General features: G+C 72.6%; 6 protein-coding genes. 1 reads left to right on the top strand and 5 read right to left on the bottom strand.

Translation table 11 applies throughout. The annotated features are described in order from the left end of the window. From E1289_RS35895 to E1289_RS35915, 5 genes are all read right to left on the bottom strand, one after another. Positions 1 to 894: sugar phosphate isomerase/epimerase (locus E1289_RS35895; protein WP_131988358.1), on the bottom strand; the 894-nt coding region annotated here is incomplete at its 3' end. Between the two features lie 96 nt (positions 895 to 990). Beyond that, positions 991 to 1,998 carry a DctP family TRAP transporter solute-binding subunit gene (locus E1289_RS35900; RefSeq protein WP_131988360.1) on the bottom strand — a complete coding sequence of 336 codons (1,008 nt, stop codon included), beginning with the start codon at positions 1,996 to 1,998 and terminating at the stop codon, positions 991 to 993. A gap of 73 nt (positions 1,999 to 2,071) precedes the next feature. Then, positions 2,072 to 3,346, bottom strand: a complete 1,275-nt coding sequence (locus tag E1289_RS35905) for a TRAP transporter large permease (protein WP_131988362.1) — start codon at positions 3,344 to 3,346, stop codon at positions 2,072 to 2,074. Further along, on the bottom strand, positions 3,343 to 3,900 hold the full coding sequence (locus tag E1289_RS35910) for a TRAP transporter small permease (protein WP_131988364.1): 558 nt from the start codon (positions 3,898 to 3,900) through the stop codon (positions 3,343 to 3,345). Before E1289_RS35910 ends, E1289_RS35905 begins: the two co-directional genes overlap by 4 nt. Next, positions 3,897 to 4,895 carry an alcohol dehydrogenase catalytic domain-containing protein gene (locus tag E1289_RS35915; RefSeq protein WP_131988366.1) on the bottom strand — a complete coding sequence of 333 codons (999 nt, stop codon included), beginning with the start codon at positions 4,893 to 4,895 and terminating at the stop codon, positions 3,897 to 3,899. The genes E1289_RS35910 and E1289_RS35915 overlap by 4 nt, the downstream gene beginning before the upstream one ends. A 167-nt stretch (positions 4,896 to 5,062) precedes the next feature. Here E1289_RS35915 and E1289_RS35920 point away from each other — a divergent pair. Next, positions 5,063 to 6,021 (top strand): LacI family DNA-binding transcriptional regulator (locus E1289_RS35920; protein ID WP_131988368.1); only part of this gene is annotated, 959 nt, incomplete at its 3' end.

Consider the following 6,021-nt stretch of genomic DNA (forward strand, 5'->3'; position numbering starts at 1 on the left):
GGGCGGCTCGGCGAGGCGGCGGGCCGTCGGCGCGCCCACCGGCACGGGGCCCGCCGGCACGGGGCCCGCCGGCACGGGGGCACGGCGGACGAACGCCTCCTCCAGCACGATCAGCGAGCGCATCGCGTCGACGGCCGCGCGGGCGGGGGGCGCCTGCCGGAAGACGTCGTTGAAGACCTCCAGCGACAGCGGCCCGTCGTAACCGGCCGCGAGCACGCGCGCCGTGAAGCCGGCGAGGTCGAACGCGCCCTGCCCGGGGAAGAGCCGGTGGTGACGGCTCCACTGGAGCACGTCCATGCGCATGTGCGGGGCGTCGGCGAGCTGGAGGAAGAAGAGCTTCTCGGCGGGGAACTCCGTGATGGCGGTGATGTCGCCGCCGCGTGACAGCACGTGGAAGCTGTCGAGGCACAGTCCCAGCGCGGGATGGTCGGCCCGCAGGACGAGTTCCGCCGAACGCTCCCAGGTCCGGACGTGCTTCCCCCAGGCCAGGGCCTCGTAGGCGACCCGCACGCCGTGTTCGGCGGCCAGGTCGCCGAGGGCGCGCAGCTGCGCGGCGGCCAGGGCGTCGTCGTCGACGGCCTCGGGCGCGACGGACGAGCACACCAGGACGGTGCCGGCGCCGAGCCGCCGCGCCAGCGCGAACTTGTGCGCCGCCCGGCGCAGGTTGCGGCGGTGCAGTTCCTCCGGGACGGCCTCGAAGTCACGGAACGGCTGGTAGAGCTCGACCGCCAGGCCGAGGTCGGCGCAGCGCCCCGCGATCTCCTCGGGGGCGAGCGGGCAGGCGAGCAGGTCGTTCTCGAAGATCTCCACGCCGTCGAACCCGGCGCCCGCGGCCGCGTTCAGCTTGTCCTCCAGCGTGCCGGACAGGCACAGCGTCGCGATCGACCGTCGCATGGCGCGTTCCTCCGTTCCCGGGCGGCCGGTTTCGGGTCCGTGCCCGGCTCGCCGCCCACCGCCGGGGGGCGGCCGCGGCGAGCCGGGCACGGGCGGTCAGGGGGCGGTGGAGCGGATCGTCTTGAACAGCTCGGCCTGCTCCCCTTCAAGGGTCTCGCCGAAGTACTTCCTGGCCTTGTCCGAGAACGCCTTGATGTCGACGTCCTCGACGATCGTGGGCTCGCCCTTGCTCTTCCACTCGGCGAGGATCTTCTTCTCGTCCTCCTCGATGCACTTCCGGTTGCCCGCGCGGGTGTCCGAGACGGCCTTCTGCAGGGCGGTCTGCTGCTCGGTGCTCAGCTTCTTCCAGCTGTCGTCGTTGATGACGATCATCTGGGAGCCGGATTGGTGCCCGGTGAGGCTGACGTGGGTCTGGACCTCGTCGAGGCTCTTCTCGGCGATCGTCGGGATGGGGTTCTCCTGCCCGTCGATGATCTTGCGCTGCAGGCTGAGGTACAGCTCCTCGAACGCGACCGCGGTGGGCTTGGCGCCGATCGCCTTGGCGTTCTCCAGGTAGACCTTGGAGTCGGGGAACCGCATCCGGAGTCCCTTGAAGTCGCCGGGCTCGCGGATGGCGGAGTTGGCGCTGAAGTGCCGCATCCCGAAGAACCAGACGTCCAGGATGCGGGTCCCGGTGGCCTCGGCGAACTCCGTCTTCAGGCGCTCGCCCTGCTCCCCGTCGAAGAAGGAGAACAGGTGGTCCGGCCCGTCGAACACGTAGGCCATGTCCAGGACGCCGATGGGGGCGTGGCTCGCGGCCAGCGCGGACGAGCCCTGTACGTCCATGTCGAGGTCGCCGGACCTGACGGAGGTGAAGCGCGTCGCGTCGTTGCCGAGCTGGCTGTTCGGGAACGTCTCGATCTTCACGCCGAGGTCCCGGCCGTTGACCGCGTCGGCGACGGCCTGGATACCGCAGCGGCTGTGCGGATGCTGGGTGGTGTAGCTGTTGGCGAACGACAGCGTGACCGTCCCGCCGTCGTCTCCGCTGTTCATCGCGCTGCAGCCGGCCGCCAGAACCGACGCGGCGGCCAGGACCGCCAGTCTCGCGGGTGGTGATTTCGCCATCTGCCTTGCTCCTCACGGGGGTGGTGGTGTCGGGTCGCGGGTGGTGACGGCCAGGGCCGCTCGGGCCGGGTCGCTACAGGCCGAGCAGCCGGGGCAGGAAGGTGACGATCGAGGGCACGAACGTCACCAGCAGCAGGACGACCAGTAGCGGGAGCAGGAACGGGAAGGTGCCGCGGAAGACCTCGTGGACCGGCATCCGCGCGACCGGGCTCATCACGTAGAGCACCGCGCCGATCGGCGGGGTGAGCAGCCCGATCATCAGGTTCATGATGACGATCACCCCGAAGTGCATGGGGTCGACGCCGAACTCGGCGGCGATCGGCAGCAGGATCGGCACCGTGATCACCAGGACGGAGATGCCCTCCAGGATGGCGCCGAGCATGATCATCAGCAGGTTGACCAGCAGCAGGAACACGAGCGCGTTGTCGGTGAGGCCGAGCATCGCCTCGGAAACGTGCTGGGGGACCCGCTCCCGGGCGAGGATCCAGGCCAGCAGCCCGGATGCGCCGACGATCAGGGTGATCGACGCGGTGGTCGCCGCGGTCTCCTTCGCGATGGGGAACAGGTCCCGCCAGGTGATGCGGCGGTAGACAGCGCCGAGGACGAGCACGTAGGCGGCGCCCACCGCCGCCGCCTCGGTCGGCGTGAACCAGCCGCCGAGGATGCCGCCCAGGATGATCACCGGGGCGCCGAGCGGGCCGAGGACGCGCACCCCCGTGCGGCGGAGCGTCTCCCAGGAGAAGGGCTCGCCGCGCAGGTCGCTCCGGCGGCGCAGCAGGAAGAACACCGCGCCGGCCAGGCCCACCGCCATGAGGAACGCGGGGGCCACCGAGGCGGCGAACAGCGCCCCGGTCGACACTCCGGCGATGCCCGCGTAGACGACCGCGGGGATGCTCGGCGGCATCACCGGCCCGAGGAGGCTGGAGGACGCGCTGATACCGACCGCGAACCGCGGCGGGTACCCCTTGCGGGTCATCGCGGGGATCTCGACCTTGCCGAGGCCGGCGGCGTCGGCGAGCGCCGAGCCGCTCATCCAGGAGAACCCCAGGCTCACCCCGATGTTGACGTAGCCGAGGCTGCCCCTGACCCGGCCGATGGCGGCGAGCGCGAAGTCGAACAGCCGGTCGGCGATGCCGGCGTGGTTGGCGACCACGCCGAGGAGGATGAAGAGCGGGACGGCCAGCAGCGGGAAGCTGTTCACGGCCTCGGTGGCCTGCCGGACGCTCAGCCCCGCCGAGTAGCCCTCGAAGGAGACGTAGGTGAGGCAGGGCCCGAGCAGCGCGAACGCCACGGGGACCCGCAGCAGCAGGAGCGCGGCGATGGCCACGCCGAGGAGCACCATGCTCATGTCTCATCCGCCTCGTGCGTCGGGTGGGTCTCGTCCGTCGGGTGGGTCTCGTCCATCTCCGGCTCCGGCCGGAAGATCGCGACGACCGAGCGGACGGTCGTGAGGAGCAGTCCGGCGAGCGGGATCACGTAGAAGAAGCGCGTCGGCAGGCCGAGCGCGGGCGTGGTCTGCCCGTCGTCGTCCATGACCAGGACCCACGCCTCGTAGACGAGGTTGAGGCAGACGATCGCGACGGTGACGTTGGCGACGATGCCGACGAGGCGCAGGAGCCGGGGCCCGGCCACGATGTCGACGAGTTTCAGGGCGATGTGGCCGTCGCGCGCCGCGAGGTAGCCCGACATGGCGAAGGTGAGCCAGACGAAGGCGAACCGCGCGAGTTCACCGGTCCACACCCAGCCGCCGGCGGGCAGGTAGCGCTGCACGGCCTGCAGCAGCATCAGGACGCCGATCACCGCGAGCAGGACGCCGCCGGTGACGGCCTCGGCCATGGACAGCGCCCGCAGGACGCGGCCGGGGCGGCGGCCCGGCGGCGGCGCGGGGGCGGCGGAGGTCATCGGTGGTCCCCTCCCCAGCCGGACAGGTCGATCCAGGTTTTGCCGGGGGCCGTGCGGGCCTCGGCGAAGGCGCGCTCCGCCTGGTCCGGAGGCACGCCCGGCCGCAGCAGCCCGGCGAGCCGGGACGCCGCTCCGGAGGCCGCCGCGACGGTCGCGGCGAAGTCGTCCGGGTGGTCGTAGATGAGGGAGCCGCGCACCTGGAGCTGGCGCCGGGTCAGCTCCATCGTCGACAGCCCGACCGGTTCGCCGCTCATGCCGATCACCATGACGGTCCCGCCGGTCGCGACGTTGTGCGCCGAGGTCTCCCAGGCGGCGGGGACCCCGGCGGTGTCGAACACGAACGGGAAGGCGCGCCCCTCGTCCGTCCCGACGGGGCGGGCCCCGATCCGCCCGGCCATCGCGACCCGGTCGGCGCGCGGGTCGGTGACGAACACGCGGGCGCCGGCCTCGGCGAGCGACAGGCAGGTGAGCAGGCCCTGCGATCCGGCGCCGACGACCAGGCAGTCGGTGCCCGGTGCCACGCCGGCGCGGCGGACCGCCGACCGGGCGACCGCGAACGGCTCGACGCACGCCAGCACCTCGGCGCCGACCTCGGCCGGCAGCGGCCAGGCGAACCGCGCGGGGACGGCGACCCGTTCGGCGAGGAGCCCCGGGACCGTGATGCCGGGGCTCAGCCTGTGCTCGCACCCGGACGTCATGCCGCGTGCGCACGGCGGGCAGGAGAAGCAGCAGTAGTTGGGCTCCACCACCACCTGCTGGCCGACATGGCGGTCGCGCACGTCCGGTCCCACGGCGACGATCCGGCCGCCGCCCTCGTGTCCCGGCACCCAGGGCAGCGCGGGCGTGGGGCGGGTGCCGTCGTGGACGCCGAGGTCCGACCCACACAGGCCGACCGCCGCCATCTCGACGACCACGTCATGGCGCCCGGGTTCCGGTTCGGCCCAGGAGTCCACGGCCTCGATGCGCCGCGGTCCGGTCAGCACGATCGCCCGCATGTGATCCGTTCTTCGCTCCCGGGTGCGGGTCGTACTGTGACCCCCACCACATGTCTGCAATGTGCCGTTGACACTAAAATCACTGGTCGTGGGATGGCAAGCGGTTGCCAAAAGTTTCCATCTGCGAGACTGTCCCGGCGCACGCGGACCGAGCGGAGGGGCGGCGGATGGCCGAGGGCAGGGCGGGCGGCGGACGGCCGACGATCTACGACGTGGCGAAGCACGCCGGGGTCTCCCCGTCCACCGTGTCGCGGGCGCTGTCCAACCCCGGACGCGTCAACGCCGCGACCGCCGCACGGGTGGCCGAGGTCGCGGCCCGGCTCGGCTACCGCGCGAACACCCTCGCCCGTGCGCTGCCCTCCGGCCGGACCGACACCCTCGCGCTGTTCGTCTCCGACATCACCAACCCGCACTTCTTCGGGGTCATCCGCGGCGCCGAGCACCAGGCCCGCGCCGCGGGCTGCACGCTCATCGTCGGGGACACCCAGGAGTCACCCGAGGTCGAGGCGCGCAACATCGAACGGCTCGGCCCGTCGGTGGACGGGTTCGTCATCGCGGCGAGCCGCATGTCCGACGAGGAGATCGTCAAGCTCTCGGCCGGGCACCGCCTCACACTGATCAGCCGGCAGGTCGGCGACGTGCCCAGCGTGATCGTCGACCACGCCGAGGGCACCCGCCAGATCGTCGAGCACCTCGCCTCGCTCGGGCACCGCTCGATCGTGTTCCTCGGCGGGCCGCCCCGCTCCTGGCTGGGCGCCCGCCGCTGGGAGTCGCTGGTCGCGGCGGCGGACCGGCACGGCATCGGCACGCGGCGGATCGGCCCGTTCCCGCCGACCATGGCCGGCGGCGCCGCCGCGGCCGACGCCGCGCTGGGCACCGGCGCGACCGCCGCCGTCGCGCACAACGACCTGCTCGCGATCGGGGTCCTGCGCCGCTGCGCCGAGCGGAACGTGTCCGTACCCGGGGACCTCAGCGTCGTCGGCTACGACGACATCTTCGGCGCGGACTTCTGCTCCCCGCCGCTGACCACCCTCGCCGGCAAGTACGAGGAGTCCGGCCGGACCGCCGTCGACATGCTGCTCGCCATGCGCGACCGCGACGGCATCCGCCCGCCCCGCGCCCGGGT

The sequence above is a fragment of the Actinomadura sp. 6K520 genome (assembly GCF_004349245.1).
Lineage (GTDB): Bacteria > Actinomycetota > Actinomycetes > Streptosporangiales > Streptosporangiaceae > Spirillospora.

What these genes read in the sequence shown, in the direction of transcription:
- E1289_RS35915 (WP_131988366.1), bottom strand. Translation starts at nt 4,895, where the DNA reads ATGCGGGCGATCGTGCTGACCGGACCGCGGCGCATCGAGGCCGTGGAC.
- E1289_RS35910 (WP_131988364.1), bottom strand. Translation starts at nt 3,900, where the DNA reads ATGACCTCCGCCGCCCCCGCGCCGCCGCCGGGCCGCCGCCCCGGCCGC.
- E1289_RS35905 (WP_131988362.1), bottom strand. Translation starts at nt 3,346, where the DNA reads ATGAGCATGGTGCTCCTCGGCGTGGCCATCGCCGCGCTCCTGCTGCTG.
- E1289_RS35900 (WP_131988360.1), bottom strand. Translation starts at nt 1,998, where the DNA reads ATGGCGAAATCACCACCCGCGAGACTGGCGGTCCTGGCCGCCGCGTCG.